The sequence below is a fragment of the Sulfitobacter sp. R86518 genome, from assembly GCF_042466275.1.
Lineage (GTDB): Bacteria > Pseudomonadota > Alphaproteobacteria > Rhodobacterales > Rhodobacteraceae > Sulfitobacter > Sulfitobacter pontiacus.
The window spans coordinates 57152-72370 of the sequence record NZ_JAXHCA010000006.1 but is presented as its reverse complement, the minus strand read 5'-3'; the positions used below and the strand labels follow the sequence as shown (position 1 = coordinate 72370).

Annotated in this window: 7 protein-coding genes, 2 tRNA genes and 2 rRNA genes; all 11 read left to right on the top strand. The window is 57.8% G+C overall.

The window, feature by feature from the left end; translation table 11 throughout:
• The first annotated feature begins 57 nt into the window (after positions 1 to 57).
• Positions 58 to 1602, top strand: a complete 1545-nt coding sequence (locus tag SJY36_RS16385) for a M81 family metallopeptidase (RefSeq protein WP_386176599.1) — start codon at positions 58 to 60, stop codon at positions 1600 to 1602.
• Positions 1603 to 1632: 30 nt separating this feature from the next.
• Entirely contained in the window at positions 1633 to 3240 is a 1608-nt protein-coding gene (locus tag SJY36_RS16380; protein ID WP_037967052.1) for an ABC transporter substrate-binding protein, read from the top strand.
• A 64-nt stretch (positions 3241 to 3304) separates the two neighbouring features.
• Complete coding sequence (locus SJY36_RS16375) at positions 3305 to 4246, top strand: ABC transporter permease (protein ID WP_005848795.1); 942 nt, start codon at positions 3305 to 3307, stop codon at positions 4244 to 4246.
• Position 4247: 1 nt separating this feature from the next.
• On the top strand, positions 4248 to 5135 hold the full coding sequence (locus tag SJY36_RS16370) for an ABC transporter permease (protein ID WP_037967053.1): 888 nt from the start codon (positions 4248 to 4250) through the stop codon (positions 5133 to 5135).
• Position 5136: 1 nt separating this feature from the next.
• Entirely contained in the window at positions 5137 to 6822 is a 1686-nt protein-coding gene (locus tag SJY36_RS16365; protein ID WP_386176598.1) for an ABC transporter ATP-binding protein, read from the top strand.
• Positions 6819 to 7985, top strand: coding sequence for a M20 aminoacylase family protein (locus SJY36_RS16360; protein WP_037967057.1), 1167 nt, complete (start codon positions 6819 to 6821; stop codon positions 7983 to 7985). The genes SJY36_RS16365 and SJY36_RS16360 overlap by 4 nt, the downstream gene beginning before the upstream one ends.
• Before the next feature lie 71 nt (positions 7986 to 8056).
• Complete coding sequence (locus SJY36_RS16355) at positions 8057 to 9196, top strand: M20/M25/M40 family metallo-hydrolase (protein WP_037967059.1); 1140 nt, start codon at positions 8057 to 8059, stop codon at positions 9194 to 9196.
• A gap of 518 nt (positions 9197 to 9714) precedes the next feature.
• A 16S ribosomal RNA gene (locus SJY36_RS16350) occupies positions 9715 to 11174 on the top strand.
• Positions 11175 to 11420: 246 nt separating this feature from the next.
• Positions 11421 to 11496, top strand: a tRNA-Ala gene (locus SJY36_RS16345).
• A gap of 100 nt (positions 11497 to 11596) precedes the next feature.
• Positions 11597 to 11673 (top strand) — tRNA-Ile (locus tag SJY36_RS16340).
• 605 nt (positions 11674 to 12278) lie between these two features.
• Positions 12279 to 15144, top strand: a 23S ribosomal RNA gene (locus SJY36_RS16335).
• The 16S and 23S rRNA genes sit together here with 2 tRNA genes alongside, the layout of an rRNA operon.
• Positions 15145 to 15219 lie beyond the last annotated feature (75 nt).

Here is a 15219-nt window from a genome sequence, read left to right as displayed (position 1 = left end):
ATTCAGTTTTGTGAAGCGTTACATGATTTAAAGGTGGGTTCCCCGATGCGCGTCGCCATGGCCGGATTTCTTCATGAAACCAATACCTTTGCGCCCGAGCCTGCGGATATGGCGGCCTTCAAGGCCGGTGGCGGTTATGTCCCTATGGTGGGTGGCCCCGCGATGATCGACGCCTTTCAGGAAGTGAACCTTGGCATGACCGGTGCGTTGAAGGTGGCGGCGCGTTCGGGCTGGGATGTGGTGCCCGTTCTTTGGGCGGGGGCTATTCCATCAGCACCTGTGACGCAGGATGCGTTCGACACTATTCTGGGCGAGATTCTGGACGGGCTACGTGCCGCAGGGCCGTTGGATGGTGTGTTTCTGGACTTGCACGGCGCGATGGTGGCGACGCATCACGATGACGGTGAAGGAGAGATCGCCCGTCAGGTGCGCGCATTGGTGGGGCCGGATGTGCCGATTGCCGCCGCATTGGACCTGCATGGCAATATCTCGGAAGAATTTGTGAACACGGTGGATGTGCTGGCGGGATTCCGCACCTATCCGCATATCGATATGGCCGATACCGGAGCTATGGCGGCGCGGTTGCTGGATCATGTGATGCAGACCGGCACGCGTCCGGCCAAAGCGTTCCGCCGCATGTCTTATCTGGTGCCGATCCCGTTTCAGACGACGGATATGCAGCCCGCCAAGGGATTGTACGAAAACCTGACAGAGGTTGAGGCGCAAGGCGCACTGTCGGCGTCGCTGTTCATGGGCTTTCCGGCGGCAGATATTGCCGATTGTGGCCCCACGGCGGTGGCCTATGCCGAGACTCAATCGGCGGCGGATGCCGCAGCAGATGCGGTGGCGGATGCCTATGCTGCTGCCGAATCCGAGTTCGACAATGATACATTTACCCCCGACGCGGCGGTTGCCTATGCGGCCCGCGCGGCAAAAGGGGCAGGGCAGGGGCCTGTGGTGATTGCCGATACCCAAGACAATCCCGGTGCGGGTGGGGTGTCTGCCACGACGGGGATGTTGCGGGCCTTGATCGATGCTGATGCCCAAGACGCGGCGATCGGGCTGATCGTGGACCCCCATTCCGCCGCCCAAGCCCATGAGCTGGGGGAGGGCGCACGCGCTGTTTTCCGCATTGGCGGGCACCCCGGTCTGCCCGACGATAGCCCCGTCGAGGTCGAGGCCGTTGTCGAGATGCTGTCGGATGGCAAAGTGAAAGCCACCGGTCCTTATTACGGTGGAACGATGCTGGATCTGGGGCCCTCGGTCTGTTTGCGCATCGGTGGCGTGCGGGTGGCTGTTACAACGCGGATTGCGCAGATGGCTGACCGCGAGATGTTCCGCTTTGTCGGGATCGCACCAGAGACGCAGAAGATTGTCGTCGTCAAAAGCTCTACCCATTTTCGGGCCGATTTCACCCCCAGTGCGCGCGAGATTATCGTCGCGTGTGCTCCCGGCCCCATGCCGTTCGACCCCGCAGACCTGCCCTTTACGCGATTGCGCAAAGGGTTGCGGCTTTACCCTAACGGTCCCGTTTTCGGGGCCGCGCGTGCGGCTGCTGCACGCCCCGATACCGGCGGATCAACCGGCGGTGTCCAAATATAACAATGACCTCAACCAACATGGGAAATTGATATGCTGACTTTACGACCCACATTGAAACAAAGCCGGGGGCTGGCGGCGTCGCTGATGACGACGGCTGCGCTGCTGGTACCTGCCGCGAGCTTTGCGCAGGAAGAAACCACGATCACGGCGGTCATGCACTCGGGCCTGCGGGTGCTGGATCCGGTGATCACCACGGCGCACATCACACGTGACCACGCCTATATGATCTATGACGTGCTGACGGCGGTGGACGAGAATTTCGCCCCGCAGCCGCAGATGGCAAGCTGGGAGACATCCGACGACGGGCTGGTCTATACGTTCACCCTGCGCGACGGGCTGGTGTTCCACGATGGCGCGCCTGTGACCGGTGCCGATGTTGTTGCTTCTCTGACCCGTTGGGGCAAGCGCGACAGCGGCGGGCAGTTGATCTTTGACGTGACCGAAAGCCTTGAGGCGACCGATGACACGACCGTTGTCTGGACGCTGACCAAGCCCTTTGGTCCGCTGATCGACGTGATTTCCAAGCAATCCGCGGTGCCGCCGTTCATCATGCCGGCGCGTGTTGCCGAAACCTCTGCCGATGAGACGATCACGGAATACGTCGGCTCCGGTCCGTTTGTGTTCGATCAGGACGCTTACGAGCCCGGCGTGTCGGTGACCTACGATAAATTCGACGACTATGTGCCGCGCGACGAGCCCGCATCCTGGATGGCGGGTGGCAAGGTCGTGAATGTGGACAAGGTGGTCTGGACCACGATGCCCGATGCGCTGACCGCGCTGAATGCGCTTTCGGCGGGGGAAATCGATTATCTTGAGCAGGTCCAGATCGACCTGATGCCGATCCTGTCGGGCAACGAGGATGTCGTCGTCGAGAAACGCGATGATCTGGGCTATGTCACCATCGGGCGTCCGAACTTCTTGCACGCACCGTTTGATAACAAGCTGGTGCGTCAGGCGGCGATGGCGGCGTTGGATCAGGAATCCATGCTGGCGACGATGCAGGGTGATCCTGAATACTACAAAGTCTGTGGCGCGATCTTCGGCTGCTCGACCCCCTTGGGAGACGAAGCGGGATCTGACTTGCTGACCGGTGGCGCGAATACCGAGCGTGCCAAGGAACTGCTGGAAGAAGCGGGCTATGACGGGACGCCGATTGTTCTGATGGCCCCGACCGATGTGATCAGTCTCAACAACCAGCCTGTGGTCGCAGCCCAAGCGCTGCGCGAGGCGGGGTTCGAGGTCGATATGCAGTCGATGGACTGGCAGTCGGTTGTGCAACGCCGCGCACAGCAGTCGCCAGTGGCTGAGGGCGGGTGGAACCTCTTCTTCACAAACTGGATGGTGCCCGAAGTTTCTGACCCGCTGGTCAACGTGATGTTGAACGGCCGCGGCGATGATGGCTGGTTCGGCTGGCCCGATGACCCTGAAATCGAAGCCATGCGGACCGAGTATGTCTCGGCCAGCGACGACGCGACCAAGAAAGAGATCGCGACGCGTATTCAGGAGCATGTGATGGACAACGTGAACTATCTGATGATGGGCGAATACATCATCCCGCAGGCGCGTCGGTCCAACATCGAAGACATGATCCCGTCGCCGGTGCCGGTGTTCTGGAACATGACCAAAGCGGCAGAGTGATCTGCCTTGAGAGGCGCGCTGCGACGCGCGCCTCTCACCCCTACGACCGCAAGGAGCCTTCGGCATGTTTTTCTATATCCTCAAACGCATATTGGCCACGATACCGGTGATGGTGATCGTTGCGATTTTTGTGTTTCTCTTGCTGCGGCTGACGCCCGGTGATCCTGCCGCGATCCTTGCCGGTGATGCTGCCACCCCTGCGCAGCTTGAACGTATCCGTGACAGTCTGGGGCTGAACGACCCGTTGCTGGTGCAGTTCGGCACATGGATGGGCCAGCTGCTGCGCGGTGATCTGGGCACATCGCTGCTGTCGAATACCTCGGTTGCGGGGATGATCGGCGACCGTTTGGGGCCGACGTTGAATATCGCGCTGATGACGATTGTGATCTCGGTCGCTTTGGCCGTGCCGATGGGGGTGATTGCCGCCTGGCGTCACCGGTCCTGGGTGGATTTCCTTGTGATGTCATTTTCGGTGCTCGGCTTTTCCGTGCCGGTCTTTGTGATCGGCTATATCCTGATCCAGATTTTCGCCATCGACCTGAAATGGGTGCCGGTGCAGGGCTATAAATCGCCAACCGATGGCATCGGGCCGTTCTTTAGCCGTGCGATCCTGCCGTCGCTGACGCTGGCCACGATCTATATCGCACTGATCGCGCGGATGACGCGGGCGTCGATGCTTGAGGTTCTGGGCGAGGATTATATCCGCACCGCCCGTGCCAAGGGGGTGCGCGAGAATGTCGTGCTGTTCCGCCATGCGCTGCGCAATGCGGCGGTGCCGATCCTGACCATCATCGGCACGGGCTTCGCGCTACTGATCTCGGGCGTGGTGGTGACCGAGAGCGTGTTCAACATCCCCGGGATCGGGCGGCTGACGGTCGATGCCATTCTTGCGCGCGACTATCCGGTCATTCAGGCGATGATCCTGCTGACCGCGGGCATCTATGTGACGGTCAATCTGTTGATCGACATTTCCTATTCATTCTTCGATCCAAGGATCCGGTACTGATATGACGCAGATCCCAAGCTCTCGGCACAGCGCCTTTCAAGTTGTGACCGGTTTATTCTCTGTCCCCAAAGCGATGCGGACCGGCGTAGGTCCGACGATTGCGGCGGTGATCCTTGTGGCGATTGTCCTCGCGGCGGTGCTGGCCCCTTACTATGTGCCCTATAACCCGCTTGAGATGAATGCGATGGCGCGGCTGAAGCCGCCGTCGGACGACTTCTTGCTGGGCACTGACCCTTACGGCCGCGATATCTTTAGCCGCGTCATGACGGGGGGCCGTGTGTCGCTGCTGATCGGTATCGGGGCGGCGGTGGTCAGTGTCGCCGTGGGGCTGCTGATTGGTCTGGTCGCAGGCTATTTCCGGCTTGCCGACAGTATCATCATGCGGATCATGGACAGCTTGATGGCGATCCCCGCGATCCTGCTGGCGATTGCACTGGTCGCCCTGAACGGGCCGAGCGTGACATCGGTGATCATCGCGATCACCGTGCCGGAGGTGCCTCGCGTCGTGCGTCTGGTCCGGTCGGTGGTGCTGACCGCGCGCGAAGAACCCTATGTCGAGGCAGCTATCGCGCTTGGGTCATCGATGCCCAAGGTCTTGTTGCAGCATCTGATGCCCAACACCTTTGCGCCGCTGATCGTGCAAGGCACCTATATCTGCGCCTCTGCCATTCTGATCGAGGCGATCCTGAGCTTTCTGGGGGCGGGCGTGTCGACCGAGATCCCCACATGGGGGAATATCATGGCCGAGGGGCGGAGCTATTTCCAGATCAAGCCGGGGCTGATCTTCTGGCCGGGGTTGATGCTGTCTTTGTGTATTCTGGCGATCAACCTGTTGGGCGATACGGCCCGCGATATCCTTGATCCACGTATGAAAAAGCGGGAGGTGTGAGATGGAATTCAAGTCCAAAGACTTTACCGATGCCAAACGCGTGCTGAAAATCCGCGGGCTCACCGTGGGATTGGCGGGGCGGCCCAAGGCTGATCCGGTGTTGCGCGGGATCGATCTGGATATCCGCGCGGGCGAGACCCATTGTCTGGTGGGCGAAAGCGGGTCGGGCAAATCTGTCACGTCGCTGACCGCCATGGGGCTGTTGCCCAAGGATGCGCTGGAGATTCAGGGCGGGTCGATTGATCTGGAAGGGATCGAGATCACCCAAGCCAAGCCCGCGCAGATGCGGGCCTTGCGGGCGCGGCGGATCGCGATGATCTTTCAGGAACCGATGACCGCGCTGAACCCCGTTTTGCGGGTGGGCGAGCAGATCGAGGAAGTGTTGAACATGCACAGCGATCTGTCCCGTGCCGAGGCCAAGGCCCGCACCATCGATATGATGGAGCAGGTGCATCTGCCGGATGTGGAACGGATCTATGCCGCTTTCCCGCATCAGCTGTCAGGCGGGCAACGGCAACGGATCATGATCGCGATGGCGTTGATCCTTGACCCTGATCTGTTGATCGCGGACGAGCCGACGACGGCGCTGGATGTGACGACGCAGTTGCAGATCCTCAAGCTGATTTCAGAGATGCAGGAACGCCACGGCACGGCGGTTTTGTTCATCACGCATGACATGGGTGTGGTGGCAGAGATCGCGGATACCGTGAGCGTCATGCAGAAGGGGCGCATCGTTGAAAGCGCGCCGATCCGGCAGCTGTTGACCGCGCCCAAGGAAGACTACACCCGCAAGCTGTTGGAGGCGGTCCCGAACCTTGATCCGCGCGCCCCTCGGGCAACGGCGGAGGCGCTGGATGTGATCACCGTGGACGGGCTAGAAATGACCTATGGCGGGGGCGGTTTCTTTCGCGCCAGCCAAGGGGTGCGGGCGGCGCAGGATGTGAATTTCACCATCCAGCCGGGGCGCACCCTTGGGATCGTGGGCGAAAGCGGGTCGGGGAAATCGACCGTGGCCCGCGCCATCATGCGGTTGATCGACCCTACGGCGGGAAAGGTGACCGTTGCCGGGACCGAGATCGCGCAGCTGTCGCGCCGTCAGTTGCAGCCGCATCGCAAGCATTTCCAGATCGTGTTTCAAGACCCTTACCGGTCGCTGAACCCGCGCTGGACCGTGGCGCGCAGCCTGTGCGAGGGGCCGATCAACTTTGGCACCAGCCGCGCCGATGCGATGGAACACGCCGCCGAGCTGATGGAGCTGGTGGACCTGCCACGGGATGCTCTGGATCGCTATCCGCATCAATTCTCGGGCGGGCAGCGCCAACGGATCGCCATCGCCCGCGCTGTTGCAATGAAGCCCGATCTGCTTGTCGCGGACGAGGCCGTGTCGGCGCTGGATGTCAGCGTGCAGGCGCAGGTGCTTGATCTGCTGGATGACGTGCAGGAAAAATTCGGCATCGCGATGCTATTCATCACCCATGACCTGCGGGTCGCGGCGCAGATTTGCGACGAGGTGCTGGTGATGCAGAAAGGCGTTGTCGTCGAACATGGACCCGCGGGCGAGGTGCTTGCCGCGCCGCGCCATGACTATACCCGCAACCTGATCGAGGCCTCGCCCGGCCGGCATTGGGATTTCGCCAACTTCCGTGCGCTGGACCGCACGACCCCCGTGACAGGAGCCACCCTATGACCACCATTCCAAAGATCGAATCCTTTGCCAGCGATCTGACCGCGATCCGTCAGGATTTCCACGCCCACCCCGAACTGGGGTTCGAAGAGGTGCGGACCTCGGGTATCGTGGCGGCACAGCTGCGCGCCTATGGGGTGGACGAGGTACACGAAGGCATCGGCGGCACCGGTGTCGTCGGGCTGATCAAGGGGCAGGGGGGTGGCAACCGCCGCGTGGGTCTGCGCGCCGACATGGACGCGCTGCCGATCGAGGAAACCTCGGGCGTGGCCTATGCGTCGACCAACCCGGGGCGGATGCACGCTTGTGGTCACGACGGTCACACCACGATGCTGCTGGGGGCCGCGCGCTATCTGGCGGAAACCCGCGATTTTGACGGTACCGTGGTGCTGATCTTTCAACCCGCCGAGGAAGGTCTGGGCGGTGCGCGCCGCATGATCGCCGAGGGGCTGTTTGAAAGCTTCCCCTGTGACGAGATCTACGGGATGCACAACGATCCCAATTCGGAACCCAATGTTGTGTCCGTCACGCCGGGGCCCGCGATGGCGGGGGCGAGCTTTTTCGACATCACGATCAAGGGCACCGGCAGCCACGCCGCCGCGCCGCATCAGTCGAAAGACCCGATCGTTATCGGGTCCGCTTTGGTGCAACAGCTGCAAAGCATCGCCAGCCGCAATATCATCCCCACCAAGCCCATCGTTCTGTCGGTGACCAAGTTCAATGCGGGCTCTGCCTATAACGTGGTGCCCGATACGGCGACGATTGCTGGCACGATCCGCTATTTCCACGACGATGTGTCCCAGCTCGCCGATCAGCGCATCCGCGATATCTGTGCGGGTATGGCGCTGTCTTACGGGGTGGAGATTGACGTGGACCTGCGCAATGTCTTTGACGTGTTGATGAACGACCCCGATCTGACCACCGCATATGTCGCAGCCGCCGCAGATGTGGTGGGCGCTGACCTCTCGTCAGAATCGACCGAGCAGGCCACGGGATCAGAGGATTTTGCCGATATGCTGAAAGTCGTGCCCGGTGCCTATTGCCGTGTCGGACACGCGGGAAATGTGCCGCTGCATAATCCGGGCTTTGTGCTGGATGACGCGATGCTGCCCGTGGGGGCGTCGATCTATGCGCGCATCGTGGAAACACGTCTGCCCAAGGCCTAAAGATACTCTATCATCAAAAAACGTCTGGCGGTGCCGCAGATTACGGCATCGCACGAGGGAGGAGACCCGACATGACCAATCCGCTTGAGCTGCCGTTTGACACGGACGAGATGATCGCAGGGCTGCGCCCCTGGATCGAAACCGAAAGCCCGACCTTTGACGCGGGGGCCGTGAACCGGATGATGGATCTGGTGCAGCATGATCTGGCGGCCTTGGGCGCGCGGGTTGAACGGATCCCGGGCCGGATGGGGTTTGGCGACAGCGTGCGCGCCACCATGCCCCACCCCCGCGCCGGCGAGGGGGGGATTCTGCTCTTGGGGCATATGGATACGGTGCACCCTGTGGGCACGTTGCAAAAGCTGCCGTTCCGCCGCGAGGGGGGGCTTTGTTATGGCCCCGGGCTGATGGATATGAAGGGCGGCAATTATGTCTTCCTTGATGCGCTGCGCAAATTGCTGGCCGCCGGGGTCGAAACTCCACTGCCTGTCACCGTGCTATTCACGCCGGATGAAGAGGTTGGCACACCGTCGACCCGCGCATTGATCGAGGCCGAGGCCAAGCGCCACAAATATATCCTTGTACCCGAACCTGCCTGCCCCGACGGCGGCGCGGTGATCGGGCGCTATGCCATCGCGCGGTTCAACCTGCAGACCCGCGGCAAACCCAGCCACGCGGGATGGGCGCTGAAGGATGGCGTATCGGCGATTGCCGAAATGGCAAAGCATGTCGCCGTGATCGAAGGCATGACCAGCGACGACTGCACCTTCTCGCTGGGGGTGTTCAACGCTGGGCAATGGGTGAACTGTGTTTCCTCTGTCTGCGATGCCGAAGTCCTGTCGATGGCCAAGACCCAGGAACAACTGGATGCGGGCATCGCCAAGATGATGGCGTTGAACGCGGACCAGGGGAATGTGGTGATGGAGGTCACGCGCGGTGTGACCCGCCCCGTCTGGGAACCGGACCAGCCCGGCACGATGGCGATGCTGGGGGTCGCGCAAGAGATCTCGCGCGAGCTGGGGTTCGAGATCACCGGCCAATCGGCAGGCGGCGGATCGGATGGGAACTTTACCGGTTACCTCGGATTGCCCACGCTCGATTCCATCGGGGTCCGGGGGCAGGGGCTCCATACGTTGAACGAACATATCGAAGTCGACAGTCTGGTAGAGCGCGCAAAGCTGGCCGCGGGGCTTTACTGTCGGCTTGGGGCATAGGGGCCGTAAAGGGGGCACAGCGCCAGCAGCACGCGATATCAGCGCGGTTCCGAATAAAATCGAAAAAACGAAGTTTTTTGAAAAAAGCTGTTGCAGCCCCCAAATCACAGGTCTATAGAGCGTTCTACCGGAGACGCAAAGACGCAGACACGGGGCGCTAGACGGAGACGACGGGTTACGGTTCGGGTCTTACGTAGCGGAGAAATTCTGAGGTAATTGAGGCGGGGCGCGCTGAGAGTTTACGGCGCATCTTGGTTTCTTTTGTCTCGACGCTCTTTGAAATTGATAGATATCTGAAGAGATATGTGGGCGGTTTGGTTCATTCGATGGATCAACGTCTGTATATCGCGCTCTTAGGCTTCGGCCGATGATGGAGTGTCAGCTTCACTGTTTGGACGGCTTGTTGTTACTTTGGTAACTTTAAGCACTTCAAACGGAGAAAACGCCTGAATCATTCAGTAAGTGATGCAGGTTTGATGTGCAGAGGTTCGACGTCAAGGATACGCAGTAATGCGTTTCAACTTGAGAGTTTGATCCTGGCTCAGAACGAACGCTGGCGGCAGGCCTAACACATGCAAGTCGAGCGCACCTTCGGGTGAGCGGCGGACGGGTTAGTAACGCGTGGGAACATACCCTTTTCTACGGAATAGCCTCGGGAAACTGAGAGTAATACCGTATAAGCCCTTCGGGGGAAAGATTTATCGGGAAAGGATTGGCCCGCGTTAGATTAGATAGTTGGTGGGGTAATGGCCTACCAAGTCTACGATCTATAGCTGGTTTTAGAGGATGATCAGCAACACTGGGACTGAGACACGGCCCAGACTCCTACGGGAGGCAGCAGTGGGGAATCTTAGACAATGGGCGCAAGCCTGATCTAGCCATGCCGCGTGTGTGATGAAGGTCTTAGGATCGTAAAGCACTTTCGCCAGGGATGATAATGACAGTACCTGGTAAAGAAACCCCGGCTAACTCCGTGCCAGCAGCCGCGGTAATACGGAGGGGGTTAGCGTTGTTCGGAATTACTGGGCGTAAAGCGTACGTAGGCGGATTGGAAAGTTGGGGGTGAAATCCCAGGGCTCAACCCTGGAACTGCCTCCAAAACTATCAGTCTAGAGTTCGAGAGAGGTGAGTGGAATTCCAAGTGTAGAGGTGAAATTCGTAGATATTTGGAGGAACACCAGTGGCGAAGGCGGCTCACTGGCTCGATACTGACGCTGAGGTACGAAAGTGTGGGGAGCAAACAGGATTAGATACCCTGGTAGTCCACACCGTAAACGATGAATGCCAGTCGTCGGGCAGTATACTGTTCGGTGACACACCTAACGGATTAAGCATTCCGCCTGGGGAGTACGGTCGCAAGATTAAAACTCAAAGGAATTGACGGGGGCCCGCACAAGCGGTGGAGCATGTGGTTTAATTCGAAGCAACGCGCAGAACCTTACCAACCCTTGACATCCTGTGCTAACCCGAGAGATCGGGCGTTCACTTCGGTGACGCAGTGACAGGTGCTGCATGGCTGTCGTCAGCTCGTGTCGTGAGATGTTCGGTTAAGTCCGGCAACGAGCGCAACCCACATCCTTAGTTGCCAGCAGTTCGGCTGGGCACTCTAAGGAAACTGCCCGTGATAAGCGGGAGGAAGGTGTGGATGACGTCAAGTCCTCATGGCCCTTACGGGTTGGGCTACACACGTGCTACAATGGCAGTGACAATGGGTTAATCCCAAAAAGCTGTCTCAGTTCGGATTGGGGTCTGCAACTCGACCCCATGAAGTCGGAATCGCTAGTAATCGCGTAACAGCATGACGCGGTGAATACGTTCCCGGGCCTTGTACACACCGCCCGTCACACCATGGGAGTTGGTTCTACCCGACGACGCTGCGCTAACCTTCGGGGGGCAGGCGGCCACGGTAGGATCAGCGACTGGGGTGAAGTCGTAACAAGGTAGCCGTAGGGGAACCTGCGGCTGGATCACCTCCTTTCTAAGGATGATCTTAGCAGCGAGAACTTGTTCTCACTCGTAGATCACTTAGCAGGTCAGTAAACAAAACTGACCATATTCAAGGCATCGCAAGATGACCTTTCGGACCGAGCCGTCCTCATATCTCTTCAGCAAGCGTCTCACGCAGTGAGGCGCGAAGCCCCGACAGGGTACCGCGCAGCGGTGTCCCGAAAGGGGCCGGGTTGCTTCATGCAGCCAACGTAACACGCAGCCCTCGGGCTACGCTGGGGCCTTAGCTCAGCTGGGAGAGCGCCTGATTTGCATTCAGGAGGTCAGGAGTTCGATCCTCCTAGGCTCCACCAAGCATACGGCCCTTGAATAACCGCTTGGGCTGGTCCCTCTCGGGACATTCCTTCGGAATGCCCTGCCGGGACGTCGCGGTTTTGCTTTGCAAAACACGCTGGGTCGGTAGCTCAGGTGGTTAGAGCGCACGCCTGATAAGCGTGAGGTCGGAGGTTCAAGTCCTCCTCGACCCACCAAGATCTTTGCCAACTAAAGATCGTCGCCCAAACAGGGTTTTGCGCAGCAAAGCACGCGTTGGGTAAGCACACGATTTGACCATTAAGCACTGTACGCAGTTCTTAATCGTCCAATCGGACGGCGCGAAAGCGCATGGGTGACATTCCTTTGGAATGCATCTGATTGACATCGTAAAGAGAGATACAGTTACTTTGAGAGTAATCTTGAAGTAACAAACAACACGATCTGATCGCACCGCGTTAGGTGATGATCTCGGTTGCTGCTCCTTTTGGAGCCGGCGTTTACTTGACTGTTTCCTCGGTCTTTTGAACGTATCGCGACTGAAAGCGACGTGTTGTCCAAGTCAAGTACACTAACCAGAGTAGTGACGCCTGCTTCCTGCACGGAAGGTAGGCTAGATGCACTACTCGCTGTCCACTCTGAGAGAGTGGGCGGGTAAAAGTATGCTTTTGATCTGGAATAAGGGAAGACAGTTTCTTACCAGCTTCTGTCTCCCGCGTTGGACTGACGTCCTGCACTCTACCGGCCGTTTGAGGGTCTAAATTGTCCTCAAGTAGCCGAATAGGCGGTAGGACATTAAATCAGTCTTTCTTTTTCTGGATCAAATCAAGCGCGAAAAGGGCGTTTGGTGAATGCCTTGGCAGTAAGAGGCGATGAAAGACGTGATACTCTGCGATAAGCCATGGGGAGCTGAGAATAAGCTTTGATCCATGGATTTCTGAATGGGGCAACCCACCTGATTGTTTATTGTTGTCCTACCGCTTTGCTACTTGAGGACGTAAGTTCGCAGGTAACAGACGGTGGGTTCATCAGTAAGCAGAACCAGGTATTTATAGACTGAATACATAGGTTTATAAAAGCAAACCCGGGGAACTGAAACATCTAAGTACCCGGAGGAAAGGAAATCAATTGATACTCCCCTAGTAGCGGCGAGCGAACGGGGACCAGCCGAGCCATGAATGTGGTTAGAATGCGTTGGAATGCGCAACCAAAGTGGGTGATAGTCCCGTATAAGAAGCATGATTGGACGTATTAAGTAGGGCGGAACACGTGAAATTCTGTCTGAAGATCGGAGGACCACCTTCGAAGGCTAAGTACTCCTTACTGACCGATAGTGAACCAGTACCGTGAGGGAAAGGTGAAAAGCACCCCGACGAGGGGAGTGAAACAGTACCTGAAACCGAACGCCTACAATCAGTTGGAGGGTCTTTACGGCCTGACAGCGTACCTTTTGTATAATGGGTCATCGACTTGGTCTCACAAGCAAGCTTAAGCCGTTAGGTGTAGGCGTAGCGAAAGCAAGTCTTAATAGGGCGTTGAGTTTGTGGGATCAGACCCGAAACCGAGTGATCTAGGCATGGCCAGGTTGAAGATAAGGTAACACTTATTGGAGGACCGAACCCACATCCGTTGAAAAGGATCGGGATGAGCTGTGCCTAGGGGTGAAAGGCCAATCAAACTCGGAGATAGCTGGTTCTCTGCGAAATCTATTTAGGTAGAGCGTCATCCGAATACCCTCGGGGGTAGAGCACTGGATGGGTAATGGGGCCCCACAGGCTTACTGATCCTAACCAAACTCCGAATACCGAGGAGTACTAGATGGCAGACACACAGCGGATGCTAACGTCCGTTGTGAAGAGGGAAACAACCCTGACCTACAGCTAAGGCCCCTAATTCATGGCTAAGTGGGAAAGCAGGTGAGACGACCAAAACAACCAGGAGGTTGGCTTAGAAGCAGCCATCCTTTAAAGATAGCGTAACAGCTCACTGGTCTAAATAAGTTGTCTTGCGGCGAAGATGTAACGGGGCTCAAGCCATGAGCCGAAGCTTAGGATGCATTAATTGCATGGTAGCAGAGCGTAGTGTGACATAGTTCCATGTCTCCTTAGCCCTTCGGGGTATTGGAGACGCGGAGCTTTCTGTGAAGCCGGCGCGTGAGCGATCCGGTGGAGAGATCACTAGTGAGAATGATGACATGAGTAGCGACAAAGAGTGTGAGAGACACTCTCGCCGAAAATCCAAGGGTTCCTGCTTAAAGCTAATCTGAGCAGGGTAAGCCGACCCCTAAGGCGAGGCCGAAAGGCGTAGTCGATGGGAACCAGGTTAATATTCCTGGGCCAGATGGAAGTGACGGATCTCGAGGGTAGTTCATCCTTATCGGATTGAATGGGCTGCTTAGAGGTCCCTGGAAATAGCTCCATCGCTAGATCGTACCCTAAACCGACACAGGTGGATAGGTAGAGAATACCAAGGCGCTTGAGAGAACTATGTTGAAGGAACTCGGCAAAATACCTCCGTAAGTTCGCGAGAAGGAGGCCCGGTTCCTAGGCAACTAGGGGCTGGGGGCACAAACCAGGGGGTGGCGACTGTTTATTAAAAACACAGGGCTCTGCGAAGTCGTAAGACGACGTATAGGGTCTGACGCCTGCCCGGTGCCTGAAGGTTAAAAGGAGGAGTGAGAGCTCTGAATTGAAGCCCAGGTAAACGGCGGCCGTAACTATAACGGTCCTAAGGTAGCGAAATTCCTTGTCGGGTAAGTTCCGACCTGCACGAATGGCGTAACGACTTCCCCGCTGTCTCCAACATAGACTCAGCGAAATTGAATTACCGGTCAAGATGCCGGTTACCCGCGGTTAGACGGAAAGACCCCGTGCACCTTTACTACAACTTCACACTGGCATTAGGCCGAACATGTGCAGGATAGGTGGTGGGCTTTGAAACGTGGACGCCAGTCTGCGTGGAGCCTCCCTTGAGATACCACCCTTGTTCTGCTTGATGTCTAACCGCGGTCCGTTATCCGGATCCGGGACCCTGTGTGGTGGGTAGTTTGACTGGGGCGGTCGCCTCCTAAATCGTAACGGAGGCGCGCGAAGGTTGGCTCAGAGCGGTCGGAAATCGCTCGTTGAGTGCAATGGCAGAAGCCAGCCTGACTGCGAGACTGACAAGTCGAGCAGAGTCGAAAGACGGCCATAGTGATCCGGTGGTCCCAAGTGGGAGGGCCATCGCTCAACGGATAAAAGGTACGCCGGGGATAACAGGCTGATACTGCCCAAGAGTCCATATCGACGGCAGTGTTTGGCACCTCGATGTCGGCTCATCTCATCCTGGGGCTGGAGCAGGTCCCAAGGGTACGGCTGTTCGCCGTTTAAAGAGGTACGTGAGCTGGGTTTAGAACGTCGTGAGACAGTTCGGTCCCTATCTTCCGTGGGTGTAGGATACTTGAGAGGAGTTGCCCCTAGTACGAGAGGACCGGGGTGAACGATCCACTGGTGGACCAGTTGTTATGCCAATAGCAGTGCTGGGTAGCTATGATCGGACAGGATAACCGCTGAAGGCATCTAAGCGGGAAGCCCCCCTCAAAACAAGGTATCCCTGAGAGCCGAGATAGACCATCTCGTCGATAGGCCAGAGATGTAAGCGTAGTAATACGTTCAGTTGACTGGTACTAATTGCTCGATAGGCTTGATTTGATCCAGTAGAAGAAAGACTTTCTACTCGGACAAAAGCATACACATACAATCAGTCGTACTGACTTGGACAAATCC

What these genes read in the sequence shown, in the direction of transcription:
- SJY36_RS16385 (WP_386176599.1), top strand. Translation starts at nt 58, where the DNA reads ATGGCCGGATTTCTTCATGAAACCAATACCTTTGCGCCCGAGCCTGCG.
- SJY36_RS16380 (WP_037967052.1), top strand. Translation starts at nt 1,633, where the DNA reads ATGCTGACTTTACGACCCACATTGAAACAAAGCCGGGGGCTGGCGGCG.
- SJY36_RS16375 (WP_005848795.1), top strand. Translation starts at nt 3,305, where the DNA reads ATGTTTTTCTATATCCTCAAACGCATATTGGCCACGATACCGGTGATG.
- SJY36_RS16370 (WP_037967053.1), top strand. Translation starts at nt 4,248, where the DNA reads ATGACGCAGATCCCAAGCTCTCGGCACAGCGCCTTTCAAGTTGTGACC.
- SJY36_RS16365 (WP_386176598.1), top strand. Translation starts at nt 5,137, where the DNA reads ATGGAATTCAAGTCCAAAGACTTTACCGATGCCAAACGCGTGCTGAAA.
- SJY36_RS16360 (WP_037967057.1), top strand. Translation starts at nt 6,819, where the DNA reads ATGACCACCATTCCAAAGATCGAATCCTTTGCCAGCGATCTGACCGCG.
- SJY36_RS16355 (WP_037967059.1), top strand. Translation starts at nt 8,057, where the DNA reads ATGACCAATCCGCTTGAGCTGCCGTTTGACACGGACGAGATGATCGCA.